This window comes from Pseudomonas protegens (assembly GCF_003732485.1).
GTDB classification, from domain to species: domain Bacteria; phylum Pseudomonadota; class Gammaproteobacteria; order Pseudomonadales; family Pseudomonadaceae; genus Aquipseudomonas; species Aquipseudomonas protegens_B.
In genome coordinates, this window is record NZ_MOAK01000089.1 from 97,792 (window position 1) to 98,539 (window position 748).

Below are 748 nucleotides of genomic sequence, written 5' to 3' on the forward strand. Positions count from 1 at the left end.
TGATGAGATCATCGAAGCCCCGCCCATGGTTCTTCGAGAGCTGAGTGTGGGGCTGGCCGAAAATTACTAAATGCATGATCTCTGCCGCCCGGTAAATAAAGATGATATTGACGTGAGCACTGGCGGCCATGGGGTTACATAGTAAGCGTTTCCCCATGGTTCAAGTTGAACGTCGAGCGCAACCGCAGCTTTCAGCATTTTAGTAAGTTGTTGTCGAATTAAAGAAATATCGATTTCAGGTTTCTCGCTATCGGGCGGATCACTCGCTCGTTATCGCTGAAGTTGAGCCCGGTTTACTATTGATATTGAGTGGCGCCGATTATTCGAAATGACTATTCGTCTGTTTCGACGGCTAACTCATGCTGCTGTTTTTTCCCGACACCGACGGAGTCTCAAGATGAAAGAACGTGTGTTGCTAGGCGCTTTGGCACTGTCCGTACTCTGCGTACAGGCTTTCGCCGATGAAAAACCTCTAAAAATTGGTATTGAAGCGGCTTACCCTCCATTTGCCTCCAAGGCATCTGATGGCAGCATCGTTGGTTTCGACTACGACATCGGCAATGCTTTGTGTGCAGAGATGAAGGTCAGGTGTGTCTGGGTGGAACAGGAGTTCGACGGCCTGATCCCGTCACTCAAGGTGCGCAAGATCGATTTGATCCTTTCGTCCATGACCATCACCGAGGACCGCAAGAAGTCCGTGGACTTCACCGATCGCTACTATCTGACCCAGGCACGTCTTGTGTTCAAG

Annotated in this window: 1 protein-coding gene; it reads left to right on the top strand. The window is 49.9% G+C overall.

What is annotated here, in order from left to right; translation table 11 throughout:
• Positions 1 to 397 precede the first annotated feature (397 nt).
• On the top strand, positions 398 to 748 hold a 351-nt coding region (locus BLX41_RS36920; protein WP_259745466.1), incomplete at its 3' end, for a transporter substrate-binding domain-containing protein.